Annotated in this window: 12 protein-coding genes; all 12 read left to right on the forward strand. The window is 41.5% G+C overall.

Annotation, left to right across the window (positions count from 1 at the left end; all coding sequences use genetic code 11):
* The first annotated feature begins 28 nt into the window (after positions 1–28).
* The 12 genes from H6G69_RS30330 to H6G69_RS30385 all read left to right on the forward strand — a co-directional run bounded on the left by H6G69_RS30330 (position 29) and on the right by H6G69_RS30385 (position 14,238).
* Positions 29–1,051 (forward strand): glutathione S-transferase family protein, encoded by a 1,023-nt coding sequence (locus tag H6G69_RS30330; protein WP_190692901.1) that lies wholly within the window; start codon positions 29–31, stop codon positions 1,049–1,051.
* A gap of 44 nt (positions 1,052–1,095) precedes the next feature.
* Positions 1,096–1,617, forward strand: coding sequence for an adenylate kinase (locus H6G69_RS30335; RefSeq protein WP_190692903.1), 522 nt, complete (start codon positions 1,096–1,098; stop codon positions 1,615–1,617).
* 94 nt (positions 1,618–1,711) lie between these two features.
* Positions 1,712–2,311: a gamma-glutamylcyclotransferase gene (locus H6G69_RS30340; RefSeq protein ID WP_190692905.1), complete on the forward strand. Its 600-nt coding sequence runs from the start codon at positions 1,712–1,714 to the stop codon at positions 2,309–2,311.
* A 101-nt stretch (positions 2,312–2,412) separates the two neighbouring features.
* The gene (locus tag H6G69_RS30345) at positions 2,413–3,765 is read left to right on the forward strand and encodes a selenium-binding family protein (RefSeq protein WP_190692908.1); all 1,353 of its coding nucleotides are present in this window, start codon (positions 2,413–2,415) and stop codon (positions 3,763–3,765) included.
* A 182-nt stretch (positions 3,766–3,947) separates the two neighbouring features.
* The gene (locus tag H6G69_RS30350) at positions 3,948–5,003 is read left to right on the forward strand and encodes a PstS family phosphate ABC transporter substrate-binding protein (RefSeq protein ID WP_190692910.1); all 1,056 of its coding nucleotides are present in this window, start codon (positions 3,948–3,950) and stop codon (positions 5,001–5,003) included.
* A gap of 88 nt (positions 5,004–5,091) precedes the next feature.
* Positions 5,092–6,105, forward strand: a complete 1,014-nt coding sequence (locus tag H6G69_RS30355; protein WP_190692912.1) for an ArsJ-associated glyceraldehyde-3-phosphate dehydrogenase — start codon at positions 5,092–5,094, stop codon at positions 6,103–6,105.
* Between the two features lie 68 nt (positions 6,106–6,173).
* Positions 6,174–7,436 (forward strand): organoarsenical effux MFS transporter ArsJ, encoded by a 1,263-nt coding sequence (gene arsJ / locus H6G69_RS30360; protein WP_190692914.1) that lies wholly within the window; start codon positions 6,174–6,176, stop codon positions 7,434–7,436.
* Between the two features lie 18 nt (positions 7,437–7,454).
* Positions 7,455–8,594, forward strand: coding sequence for an ACR3 family arsenite efflux transporter (gene arsB / locus H6G69_RS30365; protein WP_190692916.1), 1,140 nt, complete (start codon positions 7,455–7,457; stop codon positions 8,592–8,594).
* 41 nt (positions 8,595–8,635) lie between these two features.
* Positions 8,636–9,091, forward strand: coding sequence for an ArsI/CadI family heavy metal resistance metalloenzyme (locus H6G69_RS30370; protein WP_190692918.1), 456 nt, complete (start codon positions 8,636–8,638; stop codon positions 9,089–9,091).
* Positions 9,092–9,231: 140 nt separating this feature from the next.
* Positions 9,232–9,627 (forward strand): arsenate reductase, glutathione/glutaredoxin type, encoded by a 396-nt coding sequence (gene arsC, locus H6G69_RS30375; RefSeq protein ID WP_190692920.1) that lies wholly within the window; start codon positions 9,232–9,234, stop codon positions 9,625–9,627.
* Between the two features lie 111 nt (positions 9,628–9,738).
* Positions 9,739–10,773: a 1-acyl-sn-glycerol-3-phosphate acyltransferase gene (locus tag H6G69_RS30380; protein ID WP_190692922.1), complete on the forward strand. Its 1,035-nt coding sequence runs from the start codon at positions 9,739–9,741 to the stop codon at positions 10,771–10,773.
* 600 nt (positions 10,774–11,373) lie between these two features.
* A complete protein-coding gene (locus tag H6G69_RS30385) occupies positions 11,374–14,238 on the forward strand; it encodes a GAF domain-containing protein (protein ID WP_190692949.1) in 2,865 nt (954 codons plus the stop codon).
* Positions 14,239–14,275 lie beyond the last annotated feature (37 nt).

Raw genomic sequence — 14,275 nt, forward strand, 5'->3', positions numbered from 1 at the left:
GAGCAGGGGTAAGATTACTCACTCAACTATGACTAATACCAAACCAAAGAAAAAAGGCAAGTCCCTGCCGCCAAAGCTCATCATCAGTTTGGGCAAGTATGTCTGGACGACTCTGTGGCATCTGATGATGTCTCGACTTGCCCCCCGCAATCAATCAGGCGAATACATTCGTCCTGATAGCCAATTTAGAAATTTTGTCAGTGCAGCAGAAGCAAGCACTTATCAACCAGCCACAGGACGTTACAAACTTTATGTCGGCTTGGGTTGTCCTTGGGCGCACCGCACATTAGTTGTCAGGGCGCTCAAAGGGTTAGAAGATGTAATCTCAGTAGCAATTGTTGAGCCTTCTGCGACTACTGGGGGTTGGGTATTTACCAGCGAAGAGGAAGGTTGCCAAACTCTACCCCAATTATATGAACTGGCTCAACCTGGCTACACTGGGCGCAGTACAGTACCAGTGTTATGGGACACTCAAACTAAGACAATTGTGAATAATGAGAGTGCAGAGATTATTGTTATGTTGAACTCAGAATTTAATGAGTTTGCAGCTAACCCGACATTAAATCTCTACCCCAAAGAATTGCAAGAGAAAATTGACTGGTGGAATCAAAAAATTTACACAAGCGTGAATAATGGTGTGTATCGTTGTGGCTTTGCTCAAACTCAAGAAGCTTACAACAAAGCCTGTGACGAATTGTTCAACACGCTTGATGAAATTGACGCAGCCTTAAATCAGAGTCGATATCTTTGTGGCAACAATGTCACCTTAGCCGATGTGCGTCTATTTACAACACTGTTTCGGTTTGACATTGTGTATTATGGCTTGTTTAAGTGTAACCGTCGCCGTATTCAAGACTATGCCAATCTTGGCGCATATTTACGCGATTTGTATCAGTTACCAGGGGTTGCTAACACTTGTGATTTAGAAAGTGTCAAGCAAGACTATTACGGTAATCTTTTCCCTCTCAACCCTGGTGGGATTGTGCCGTCTGGCCCTGATATGGCATTTATATTAAAACCCCACCATCGTGAAAAAATTGGGGCAATTTAGCCTTTCCTCCAACAATTGATGTATTTATTGAATTTGGAGGTATAGTGCAACGTATTTCTGTGGTGGGAACCTCTGGTTCAGGTAAAACAACCTTAGCACTGGCTATATCTCAACGCCTCGCCATACCCCATATCGAACTCGATTATCTCCACTGGGAACCTAATTGGGTGGAAGTACCAAATGATGTGATGCGCACTCGCGTTTCGCAATCTTTGTCTGGCTCTCGCTGGGTTGTTGATGGTAATTACAGCATAGTGCGTGATATTGTCTGGGCAAGGGCAGACACAGTAGTTTGGCTAGACTATTCTTGGCCAGTGGTGATGCGTCGAATCTTGTGGCGCACATTTTCGCGGGTAGTCACACAACAGCAAGTCTGCAATGGTAATTACGAGACATGGCAAAAGTCCTTCATGAGCCGTGACTCTATTTTGTTGTGGGCAATTCAAACTTACGGTAAAAATCGCCAAAAGTATCAGACGCTATGCCAAGCACCTGAGCATAATCATCTAAATTTTATCCAGTTGCGATCGCCTGCTGCTGCAAAAGACTGGTTATCAAATTTATAAAATCTTAAACTACGGTTAAGCTATCGATTTTTAGTTGTATATTGTCCAGATTTGATGATAAAATTCTCCGTGTAGTTAATATTTCTAAGGATAAATGAGTAACCAAAATCGACACTCAGGCTACAATTGGGTGCATTCTCATAATCCTGTCAAGATAGATTTGAAACTGCAACAAGAGTTACAAAAAGAGCCAACTTTTTACTATTTTGCTTATGGCTCGTGTATGTGTCCAGTAGATTTAAAGCGCTCGCTGGGCGAAAACACCCACCCTTACGTCATCGGCCCTGGAGTGTTAAAAGGCTACCGTTTGGGGTTTTATTCCTATTCCCCCACCCGTAAATGTGGTGTTTTGGATGTGGTCAAAGACCCAAAAGCCAGTGTAAAAGGTGTACTTTATCAGCTACCCTGGCGACTCAGCGAATACTTAGATATCCGCGAAGGTGTGGCTCAAAGACTATATCAACACGAAATAGTAGAAATTCACAGCCATAACTCCATATATCAAGATGTTCGCACATATATAGTAGTTGATAAGCTACCAGAGGAAATGGCTCCTAATGATTGGTATTTTAATGTTGTACTAAGAGGTGCGGTTACTTGCGGTCTACCTGAAGAATATTGTTGGCATTTGTTTAACCACATGACTCAATTGCAGCAACGGCATCAAGCACAACATATCAGGCAATCTGCTTAAATTAACTATTTATTAAGACAAGTATTCAATAAAGCTTTATTAGGAATAACTGCGATCGCAGAATTTCCCAAAATTTTTTATACTGGTTGAGGTTTTTAATTATGACTCATGCTTGCTGTGGCCCCGGTTACGCCTCCCCAGAAGCCGCCATCAAAGCGGAACGAGAAAAGGTGCTGTATGCGATCGCACTTTATACGGGTACAGGAATAGAAGCCCCAGATTATTTAGCAACTATAGACGTTGACCCTAATTCGCCCACTTACTCGCAAATAATTCATCGCCTGCCCATGCCCTACATTGGTGATGAATTACACCACTTTGGCTGGAATTCTTGTAGCTCTTGTCATGGCGATGCTAGTAAAACAAGGCGGTTCACCATCATTCCCGGACAACGCTCTAGCCGAATTTATGTAGTTGATACAGCCGAAACTACAGCCCCAAAACTATACAAAGTAATTGAACCAGAAGAAATTATCCAAAAGACCAGCCTGACAGCGCCCCATACAGTACACTGCCTAGCTGACGGTTATGTGATGATTTCGATGCTGGGTGATAGCGAAGGTAATGGCCCTGGTGGTTTTTTGCTCCTGGATGAGAATTTTGACATCGCCGGACGTTGGGAAAACCAAGCCGATGGTATGAGATTTAACTATGACTTTTGGTATCAACCACGTCATAACATCATGGTTAGTAGTGGATGGGGCGCACCCAAAACTTATTATCCTGGCTTTGACCTCAATGATGTGACGGCAGGTAACTACGGTCAGCATATCTATTTTTGGGATTGGTCAAAACGCGAAATTCTCCAAAGCTTTGACTTAGGTGCAGAAGGTTTAATTCCCTTAGAAGTGCGCTTTCACCACAACCCCGATAGCACGCATGGGTTTGTCGCCGCCGCCCTCAGCAGTAATGTGTGGCATTGGCACAAGCCTAACGGTCATTGGCAAGTAGAGAAAGTGATTGATATCCCGTCAGTAGAGGTGGAAGGCTGGCCTATACCTGTGCCATCGTTGATTACTGATATTTTAATTTCGATGTGCGATCGCTACATTTACTTCTCTAACTGGCTACACGGAGATATTCGCCAATACGATATCAGCGATCCTACTCATCCAAAACTCACAGGTCAAGTTTGGTGCGGCGGTTTGCTAGGCAAAAGTGGCCAAGTTCAAGGGCATAAATTAGCTGGTGGCCCGCAGATGTTACAACTCAGCCTAGATGGCAAACGACTGTATGTCACGAATTCTCTGTTTAGCAGTTGGGATAATCAGTTTTATCCCGATTTATCGCCCACTGGCTCTTATTTATTGCAGATTGACTGTGATACAGAAAATGGTGGCATAAAAATCAACGAGAATTTCTATGTTGATTTCGGTCAAGAACCCGCAGGCCCAGCCCGCGCCCATGAGATGCGTTATCCTGGCGGTGATTGTACTTCCGATATTTGGGTTTGAAGTTGTGAAATTGAGGACGTTGCATAGTTGCAGGATAATTTAAACCTGTGTCTATGCAATAAAATTTTCTGATATATCAATTTTTTTTGATGAATATTTGTGTATAGTAGGTTGTCTGTAATTGACATATCAATTTTTTTTGAAATGATATAAATATCATCTTAAATATATAGGTGAGGTCAATGAACGCAACAGCAAAGAAACTAGCTCTTGCATTTGGAATGTTGGTCTTGGTAACAAGTTGTGCAACAACATCCAACACATCTACTCAAACTCAACAGTCAGTAAATGTGACCCAAGTGAGTAATTCCGAAAAAGTCTCAGGAATTAAAATTGATGGTTCAAGCACGGTTTATCCAATTACCGAAGCGATCGCAAACCAACTTCAACAAACAAAGCAACAATATAAAGGACAAGTTGCAGTTAACTTCTCTGGTACTAGCGGCGGGTTTAAAAAATTTTGTGCTAATCAAACAGACATTAGCAATGCTTCACGACCCATTTTGACAGCAGAGATAGAAGCTTGCAGTAAAAATGGCGTGAAGTTTATCGAACTTCCCATTGCCTATGATGCTTTGACAATTGCTGTTCACAAAGATAATACTTGGGCTAAAGATATTACAGTTGCAGAGTTGAAAAAGATTTGGGAACCTTCAGCCCAAGGAAAAATCACGCGTTGGAATCAAGTACGTGCTAGTTGGCCTGATCAACCACTGAACTTATATGGTGCAGGTAATCAATCTGGGACATTTGATTATTTCACCGAGGCGATTGTTGGCAAAACTCGTTCTAGCCGTACAGACTACACAGCAAGCGAAGACGACACTACCCTTGTGCGTGGAGTTGCGAAAGACCGCAACGCTTTAGGTTATTTTGGCTTGGCTTATTATCAAGACAACACAAATCAACTAAAAGCCTTAGCAGTTGATAACGGCCAAGGGGCAGTATTACCATCAGTTAATACAGTGAAAGATGCGAAATATCAACCATTGTCTCGGCCTTTGTTTATTTACGTAAATGCTCAATCTGTGCAGAACAAAGCTGAACTTAAAGAATTTATTGATTACTACCTTAAATATGCACAGTTCACAGCCACTTCTGTAGGTTATGTGCCTTTACCTAGTGAAGTTTACGAATTAGATAAAGCTCGTTTCAAAGCTGGTAAATCGGGGACATTATTTGCTGGGAAAGAACAAATTAATTTAACTATCAGTGAATTATTGCGGAAAGAAGAATAGTAATAATTCATAGAACACAGAGTAAAAGAAGATGCGATCGCCATCTACAAGAGTTGCGTTATTTCTTTAAATATTGACAGGAAAACTAATGACAGTTCGTGTTGGCATTAACGGATTTGGTAGGATTGGACGGCTAGCTTTACGGGCTGCTTGGGGTTGGACAGAATTAGAGTTTGTCCATATTAATGAAATTAAAGGTGGAGCAGTAGCAGCTGCTCACCTGCTTAAATTCGATTCTGTTCACGGACGTTGGACACCAGAAGTAGAAGCAAAAGGAGAGCGTGTCTTAATTGACGGCAAACCTTTAAGCTTTAGTGAATATTCCCAACCTAGTGAAGTGCCTTGGGAAGAATTGGGTGTTGATTTGGTACTAGAATGCTCTGGTAAATTCCGCACTCCTGCTACCCTTGATCCCTATTTCAAGCGGGGAGTACAAAAGGTAATTGTCGCCGCCCCCGTCAAAGAAGAAGCACTCAATATTGTGATGGGGGTAAATGATTACCTTTATGAACCTGACAAGCATCATTTATTAACAGCTGCTTCTTGCACAACTAATTGTTTGGCTCCAGTAGTCAAAGTTATTCATGAAGGTTTGGGCATTAAACATGGAATAGTCACAACTATTCATGACAATACTAATACCCAAACCCTCGTTGATGCTCCTCATAAAGATTTGCGTCGGGCGAGAGCTACTAGTTTATCTTTGATTCCTACCACTACAGGCTCGGCAACTGCCATTGGACTAATTTATCCTGAACTGAATGGAAAGCTTAACGGTGTAGCGGTGCGAGTGCCATTACTCAATGCTTCCCTGACAGACTGCGTGTTTGAAGTGGTGCGCCCAACCACTGTTGCTGAGATTAATAGTTTGTTGAAAGCTGCTTCGGAAAAGGAACCACTAAAGGGGATTTTGGGTTACGAAGAACTTCCTTTAGTATCCATCGATTACAAAGATGATCCTCGGTCTTCAATTATTGATGCTCTTTCGACAATGGTTGTGAACGAGACGCAAGTGAAAATCCTGGCTTGGTATGACAACGAATGGGGTTATGCCAACCGCATGGTAGAACTCGCTCGGAAGGTGGCTTTGAGTTTGAAGTAATTTTTTAACGCAGAGTAACGCTGAGGTTTGCGCTGAGGTACGCGGAGTTTATTTCACAGTAATAAATTATGGCTTCTACTACAGCTTCTAGTGCCAATTTAAAAAACTATATCTTGGTGACGCTTGCTTATTGGGGTTTCACCATCACGGACGGTGCTTTGCGAATGCTGGTACTGCTTTACTTTAACCAAATTGGCTATACACCATTACAAATAGCTTTTTTGTTTTTGTTCTATGAGGTTTTTGGCATCGTCACGAACTTTTTAGGTGGTTGGATTGGGTCACAATTAGGACTAAAAGTAACACTTTACACGGGTATTGGGTTACAGGTGGTGTCGTTGGTGATGCTTTCTTGGTTGAATCCTAGTTGGGTGCAGTGGTTAGCGGTGCTTTATGTGATGACGGCGCAGGCATTTTCGGGCATTGCGAAAGATTTAACTAAGATGAGTTCTAAGAGTGCCATTCGTTTGGTAGTTCCTCAAGATGCCCAGTCGTCTTTGTTTAAGTGGGTAGCAATCTTAACAGGTTCTAAAAACGCTCTTAAGGGCGTAGGCTTTTTTGTTGGTAGCGCACTTTTGACTTTGTTTGGCTTTGTGAATGCCTTGTTGATTATGGCAGGAGGACTATTCTTGCTGATGTTTACTGGGCTAATGCTGCCGAAAGGTATGGGCAGAATCAAGAAAAAAGTTAAGTTTAGTCAACTGTTTTCTAAAAGCCAGGAGATTAATATTCTTTCAGCTGCGCGGTTCTTTTTATTTGGTTCGCGGGATGTCTGGTTTGTGGTGGCGTTACCAGTCTTTTTACGGGAATTTTTGGGTTGGTCGTTTTATCAAGTTGGCGGATTTTTAGCTGTTTGGGTAATTGGCTATGGCGTGATTCAATCATTAGCACCAACATTAATTCGGCGGTTTGGTTCTGGTCGTCCCCCGCAAGCGCAAACCATCCAATTTTGGACATTTACTTTAACATTAGTACCAGCTGCGATCGCTCTGTCTCTGCAATTAGGTGTACCTGCTAATATTGCGATCGTCGGTGGACTGATGTTGTTTGGTGTGGTGTTTGCCTTTAACTCAGCAGTTCACTCCTACTTGGTATTGGCGTTTACTGATGATGACAAAGTAGCCCTGAATGTTGGTTTTTATTATATGGCAAACTCTGGTGGTCGCCTAGCCGGGACAGTTTTGTCGGGTTTGATTTACCAGATGTTGGGATTAGTTGGTTGTTTGTGGACATCGATGTTTTTCGTATTAGCAGCCGGATTGGTTTCCTTAAAACTACCCAATCCCAAACCTAGTAAAGCGATCGCTTGGAAAGCAGGAGACGGTGACTAAAATTTTCAGGAGAAATCAATGAATACCAGTCCCCAAAGTATACCCCCAGTAAAAACCAAGAGTAACCTGAGTTTTTTTGAAAAATACCTCACGATTTGGGTATTTTTGTGCATCATTGCAGGCATTACACTAGGAAGATTATTTCCTCAAATAGCTGTGACACTGGATGCAATTAGTATTTATCAAGTGTCAATTCCGATTGCTGTTTGTCTGTTTTTCATGATGTATCCCATCATGGTAAAAATTGATTTTAGCCAAGCTGCAAATGCAATTCGCGCCCCAAAGCCTGTAATTCTTACCTTAGTAGTGAATTGGTTAATTAAACCCTTCACAATGGTGATATTCGCCCAATTCTTTTTAGGATGGTTGTTTCGTCCTTTAATTACAGGGAATGAGTTAATACATGGTGGGGAAGTAGGAATAGCCAATTCTTACATTGCTGGGACAATTTTATTAGGTATTGCGCCTTGTACTGCAATGGTATTGATGTGGGGATATTTATCTTATGGTAATCAAGGTCATACCTTGGTAATGGTAGCAGTTAATTCTCTAGCGATGCTATTTTTGTATGCGCCTTTAGGTAGGTGGTTGTTAGCTGCAAATGATTTAACTGTGCCTTGGCAGACTATCTTTTTGTCGGTGCTAATTTATGTTGGGTTGCCTTTATTTGCGGGGATGTATAGCCGTTACTGGATGTTTAAACACAAAGGTAAAGAATGGTTTGAAACGCAATTTTTAAAGTATCTCAGTCCGGTTGCGATTACAGCGTTACTGATTACTTTAGTTTTACTTTTTGCATTTAAAGGCGAATTGATTGTTAACAATCCATTGCATATTTTATTGATTGCTGTGCCTCTATTCATTCAAACTAACTTTATATTTTTGATTAGTTATGTAGCAGCTTTAAAGCTCAATTTAAATTATGAAGATGCTGCCCCAGCCGCCTTAATTGGAGCTAGTAATCATTTTGAAGTAGCCATTGCTACGGCTGTCATTCTATTTGGTTTAAATTCTGGTGCGGCTTTAGCCACTGTTGTAGGCGTTTTAATTGAAGTCCCAGTTATGTTAATGCTGGTAGAATTTTGTAAACGCACAGCATTTTGGTTTCCAAGAGAGCCAGAAAAGGCAACATTACGAGACCCTCGTTGTTGTTCGTAGAATATTTCAGTTATTCATAATGAATTTTAGGAGTAAAATTTATGTCTGTATTAAAAACTCATGTAGCATTAAACGCAACAAATATTGAGAAATCAGTAGCATTTTATCGAGCAATGTTTGGTGTTGAACCTGTAAAGTATAAAGCTGATTACGCCAAATTTGATATTGTTAATCCAGCGTTAAATTTAACCCTAAATTTAGCTGAAAGTGTGCAAGTAGGTGGTGCATTATCTCATTTAGGTATCCAGGTAGATAGTACACAAGAAGTGCAAGCAGCAATCAAGCGTTTTCAAGATGCGGGGTTAGCTTTATTTACAGAAGAAAATACAGATTGTTGCTACGCCATACAAGATAAAGTTTGGGTAACAGACCCAGATGGTAATCGCTGGGAAGTATTTGTAGTGAAAGTGGGAGATACTGAACCCGAAAATAATTTAGTTACAGATGTTAATTCAGAAGAAGTAGTTCAGGCTGTTAAAAAGCCATGTTGTGCTTAAGAAGTAAATAAACATAAAAATGAGGGTGTGTTATGTCGTAGGCTGACGCACCACTCTAGATATCCCAATAGTGCGTTGCGCTGTGCGACAATACACTCTACTGCTGGAATAATTGTTAACCAAGTTTTAGGAAAATAATTATGAAAAAAGTAATGTTTGTTTGCAAGCATAATTCCCGGCGATCGCAAATGGCAGAAGGTTTCGCTCGCACCCTTGGCGCAGGTAAAATTGTCGTGAATAGTTCTGGTTTAGCCGCCAGTGAAGTAGACCCAATTACTGTTAATGTTATGGCAGAAATTGGCATTGATATTAGTCACCAAACTTCTAAACCTTTAAGTGATTTTAACCCAGAAGATTACGACGCTGTAATTTCTTTATGTGGCTGCGGGGTGAATTTACCCCAAGCTTGGGTATTAAGAGAAATATTTGCAGATTGGCAACTAGATGACCCCGAAGGCGAATCAATTGACACCTTTCGTCAAGTTCGTGATCAAGTCAAAGAACGAGTAATTAATTTAATTGCGGCTTTAACTTGATAATATTGACTACGTTGGTCAATAATTTTAATACCGTAGCGGGATGTCATCGGGAAATACAAAAGTTAATATATACGTCAACTATACTGTTGTCTAATCCGCCTGACTTTTGTGATTAATCAACACACTGAAAACATCCTCAACCAGCCAGTAAAAACAACACCAGATACAGGCTACCGATTTAGCTGGTTTGATTGGTTTTGTCTGTGGTATCCTCCAGGTTGGCTGATTTTACTCAACCGCCATTGGCAACATTATCACAGCGACCCCGACGGCTGGAATTGGCTAGAATATATATTATTTCTCATCCCTGGCGGCTATTATTTAGCATTATTAATTAGATGGTTGCGTCTTGGTTGTCGTTCACCCAGAAAAGAAGTTGGTGAATTTAACCCTAGATATCAACAAGCTTTTCGTAATGAAATATTAGCCCCAATTATTAAATATTATTTTCGCGGGAATTTGCAACAAATTGATAATTTGCCACAAACAGGGCCAATGATTGTGGCAATGAATCATGCAGGTATGTGTTTTCCTTGGGACTTTATTAGTTTAGGTTATTTATTAAGTGAAGCTTGCGGATGGTCTGTGCAACCTTTAGCGAATGTCTCGTTATTTGAACATCCTTGGATGATTTGGTGGCTACCGCCTAAATGGTCTCAGGTTTTAGGTGGAGTCAAAGCAAATATAGATGATTTTGAAGTGGCGATAGCCCAAGGTAAAATTCTGTTATACGCACCCGAAGGTATCCGCGGCCCCGGTAAAGGTTGGCAAAAACGCTATCAACTGCAAAAATTCGATGTCAGCTTTATGCAGTTGAGCGATCGCTATCATATTCCAATTTTGCCAGTAGTTTGTATCGGTAGCGAATCTCTCCATCCTTGGGCTATAAATATAAAAAAATTACAGAAACTCATCAAATTACCATTCTTACCCATATCACCCTTAATGTTGATGTTGCTGTTATTTCCCTCAATGGGTGTTTGGGCAATGAAAACACGTTTGCAATATTTTATTCAACCTTTAGAGAAAAATATCAATTCTGGTAAAAATCATACAACCGCTTATCAGCAGGCACAAAAATTCCGTGAACAAATGCAAAATCAACTAAATCAGATTTTAAGTATCGACTCAAATTTACCCTAATCAGCGCTTCAGCAGAGAAGAAAGCACATTGAGGCCGCAGGGGAAGCACACAAGAGGGTGTGCAGCTTTTAGCATTGCCTGTTCCCTATTTTCACATCTTGCACCTAGCCCCAGCGAATAGAATTCGCACGTCAGATGCTTCAAGTCGGGCATTGCCCGCCCAACGCACTGGCTCGGCTATACAAACGCGCGTCCGCCTATCGCGCTTGCGCTGCGCTTGGCGCACCACGCGGACTAACGCAATATCAAGGGTTTGGAACCCGCGCAGGCGGTGAGGGGGTCGCAGTCTTGGCGGTTCCCGTCGATTGCGTTAGCGCAGCGTAAAGCCTGACGGCATGGCTTCGCTTAGAGCGACGTTCGCGTAGCGTCTCCCTTTGGGAGAAGGAGCGTCACCCCCGAACCCGTTAGCGCAGCGTTAGCGACGCAGGAGCGTCAGGGGTTTTGTCTGTGTAGCCGCGACTTCAGTCGCCCTCGTGCAAGATATGTGTATTCTCACCCTGAAGGGGTGGGGAACTTTTCGCAAAATTTAAAATCCAAAATGGTATTAGGCTGCTTTTCTGGGCATCTTATATATAAAAAGCGATGCTAAACAGAGAACAAATGGGGCAGCAACAAAGACAAATAGCCGCCGAACAACCAATGATTGCTTTGGGACGTGTCCTCCAAACTATCAGAGAAGAGGATAACGTCGATGTTTTGATTGAAACTACTATTTCTTATATTAGAGAACAGTTCGATTACAATCTAATTTGGATTGCTTTATATGACCGTCTCAAACATACATTAATTGGCAAAGGCGGCATTACGCCTGATGGTGATACTAAGGTTTTACGCAAACAAGTTACACTTAGCCCTGGCGACCTTTTAGAACAAGTAGTAATTGAACAACGTCCTTTGGGTGTGGCAGATTTGCGACTAGAACCTCGTGCCGCCGAATGGCAAGAAATAGGCAAAAAATTTAGTATTCAAGGAACTATTGTTTTACCTATTCGTTACAAAGACCGTTTTTTAGGCTTATTATTATTCGGTTCTGAACGGTGGGGGTATTTATTACCAGGTGAAGCCAAAGCTCGGTTATTAATGGTGTTAGGTGAACTAGGCGCAGTACTTTATCAAAATGAACTGAATTTACAGCGTCAGCAAACTAAGCATCTTGATGAACCATTATTATATTTATTAGAAAATTTACGTACTCTCAATAATATCGACCAAAAACTAAAAGCAGTCGTCCAAACAACACATCAATTTGTTGCTCCTAGCCGGACAAATATTTATTGGTTTGAGCGACAAGGGCGGTATTTTTGGTGTCGGATGAGTAATCATCTGGCAAACATTGGCCGGAATCAGAGCCAACAGCAAATAGCTGCGGGGATGACAGTACAAGATTTAAATGAATTTTATTATGCTTTGTCAGTTAATCAAATTGTCTTAATTGGTGATGAGCGTAGTTCTTTAAACAGTCATTTTACAGCCAAAGTATTGCAACGTTTACAGGTGCGATCGCTGTTAGCCGCACCCATCCTGTGGCAAAAAGAACTATTAGGTTTTCTCGCCGTCGAAGCCAATGAACCGCGAATTTGGACGGAAGCCGACAAGAATTTTGTTCAAAGTGCAGCAGGGTTAATTTCTTTAGTTGCACCTACCGAAACAATGGAAACAACTATCAAGCAAATTCAAGATGATGCCCAATTAAGCGGTCAAATTGCCAAAGCTATTTATAACGATGAAGATTTCCAAGCGACGTTAAGCAACTGTGCAACTAAAGTTTTAACCAGAGTTTCGGCTACTCGCTTTTTACTATTACAATACAATCCTGATTTGCATAGTTATCAAATTATTTTTCAAAGCCAACCCCAAAATCGCCGTCCATTGACAATTACTTTTAATGCTCTCAAAGATATGGATGAGCAGATGTTAAAGTCAGCCAAAACCGCAGTAGAGGTGCAGAACGTTGACGAAGATTTGCGGTTTTTTAACTGGCGACCTTTGTTATTAGAACATGGAATGCGATCGCTATTAGTTTGTAATTGTACTCAAGGTCATACACCAAGAGCACTTTTGGTCATTACTCATGAAACTAATCGTAGCTGGGCCAGCCTAGAAAAGGAATTATTATGGGCTGTAAGTCAACAAATTGGCGTAATTGTCCGGCAATGGCAACTCCACACTGATACAGCACAACAACGGCAAATTCTCGCTAGTATTCAGCAATGCTTACGTATTCTCGAAAAATCCCAAAGTCCTACCACTGATGCAGGGGCTAAACATCTAGAACGCACTGCCCTAGAACAAATCGCCACCGTGCTGAATTCTCCTGGGACAGTGCTATTATCTTGGTTGCCGGGCGAAAACGTTGCAGAAATTGTTCCTGGTGCAATTCACGACCATCGGTTTGGGGTAGTAGCCGAGCAACCTATTACCATCGAAACCGAAGCGATAATTCAGTGGGCATTATCTCAAAATGACTATGTTTGCGTCTATGCTGATGACTTACCACCAGAAACCAGAAAATGGTTAAACGGTCAGAGCATTGGTCAAGTTTTAGCGATCGCGCTGCGGACTAATGCTGATTATGCCCCTACAGGAGTACTATTAGTTACAGACCGCCGTAACCGACATTGGACACAACAAAGCCTCCATGCTACAGAAACACTAGTAACGCAGTTAGCTTGGTCGCGTCGTCAACAGCAAATTACCAGATTGCTAGAATCAAAAACCCAAGAATTGCAACAATTAAATTGGTACAAACATCGACGCTTAGAAGAAATTCAAAGAACAGTCACCCAGTTATTAAGCCAGATAGAAGATTTGGGCATTCCCACAAATGAACTCACACAGACGCGCTATAAATTACTATTGCGGCAATTAGACCATGCAACAGCCGCGATGACCGCTTTAGTTAAACTAGAGCAATGGCAATTGCATCAAAGTTCCGAAACAATGCCCATTGCCACATTATTGAAGCGATCGCTCGAAAGAGTGGATCATCTACTTAAACAGCGCAAACTTTGGGCAGGTGTGCATGGTTTAGGACAATCGGCGACAGATGTAGACTCGAATAATAGTGGAATATTTCTCAAAGGATTGCAACCTTCCAGTTATCCATCATCGTTAGCGATCGCTGGTGATATAGTTAAATTTGAGTTAGTACTATACGAATTATTAGTTGTTGCCTGCAACCGCTCTCAAAGTGGCAGCAGAATAGACATTTGGTGTCGTCGCTTAGATGAAAAATGGCTAGAAATATCAATTACAGATAATGGCATAATTGAACCGCACCTACTGGCCGCACTACAAAAACAAACTACCAGAGATATACTCAGCCCTTCCGCACTTAACCAACCACCAGGATTACATCTGCTAATTTGCCAACAGCTAATCGAGCAGTTGGGAGGCGAGTTAAATTTCTATCAATTACCAGATCATCGAGTAGTTAGTCGTTTAGTTTTACCTTTGGTGGTTTAGAAAATTAATACCCCACTATTATGAAAGTGAGGTATCT

Source organism: Nostoc sp. FACHB-110, from assembly GCF_014697425.1.
Lineage (GTDB): Bacteria > Cyanobacteriota > Cyanobacteriia > Cyanobacteriales > Nostocaceae > Nostoc_B.